This window comes from Bradyrhizobium sp. 179 (assembly GCF_023073535.1).
GTDB lineage: Bacteria > Pseudomonadota > Alphaproteobacteria > Rhizobiales > Xanthobacteraceae > Bradyrhizobium.
The window spans coordinates 1-869 of the sequence record NZ_JADPJR010000109.1; the positions used below are offsets into that span (position 1 = coordinate 1).

The window sequence follows — 869 nt, forward strand, 5'->3', positions numbered from 1 at the left end:
ACAGTGCGTTCGGCGGCCTTTCGCAGATTTGCTTTGAGCTTTGCGAAGGCGTTCTCGATCGGGTTGAAGTCGGGACTGTAAGGCGGAAGGTAAAGGAGCGTTGCGCCGGCAGCCTCGATCATCTCGCGGACGCGCGGCCCCTTGTGGCTGGAGAGGTTGTCCATGACGACGATGGCGAAGGCTGGAAGCTCTGGTACGAGGACCTTTTCGACATAGGTCTCGAAGGCATCGCGGTTGATGGGACCATCGAGCACCCAGGGTGCGATGATGCCGCGCGTGGTTAGAGCGGCGACGCAGGTTGTCGTTTTCCAATGGCCGTGAGGAACGCTGGCCCGCAGGCGTTCGCCCCGCTGGCAACGGCCATGTGTTCGCGCCATGTTGGTCGATGCCCAGGTCTCGTCAATGAAGACGAGCCGGTCCCGATCGAGCTTGTCCTGGCTCTCACGCCAGGCCTGGCGCCGCGTCAAGACATCCGGGCGATCCTGCTCTGTGGCATGGGCGGTCTTTTTTTACGCGTGATCTTGTGGCGCTCGAAGAAGCGTCGGATCGTGCCATATCCGAAAGACAGGCCTTGTTTGCTCAAGCTGTCACGCAATTCCTCGATGGTGATATCGGGAGAGGCCTCGAGCAAAGCCACGATCGTCGCCTCATGGGCATCAATCCGATGAGACTTGCGATCGCCGCCCTGAGCTCTCGGCTGGGCATCCCCCTGTTCCCGTTCGCGCGTGCGCCAGCGGCTCACGCTCGCCGCGCTTACCCCAAATCGCTCGGCAGCCTGCCGGCCTGAAACGCCGCCTCCAATACAGGCAAGCACACGTTCGCGAAGATCCATCGACAGCGGTTTCGCCATGCCCGCCGGCCTCCAATCC

General features: G+C 62.0%; 1 pseudogene. It reads right to left on the minus strand.

Going from position 1 to position 869, the window contains the following annotated elements:
• Positions 1-850: pseudogene (locus IVB12_RS26195) on the minus strand (IS630 family transposase); the annotation flags it as partial.
• Between the last annotated feature and the right edge of the window lie 19 nt (positions 851-869).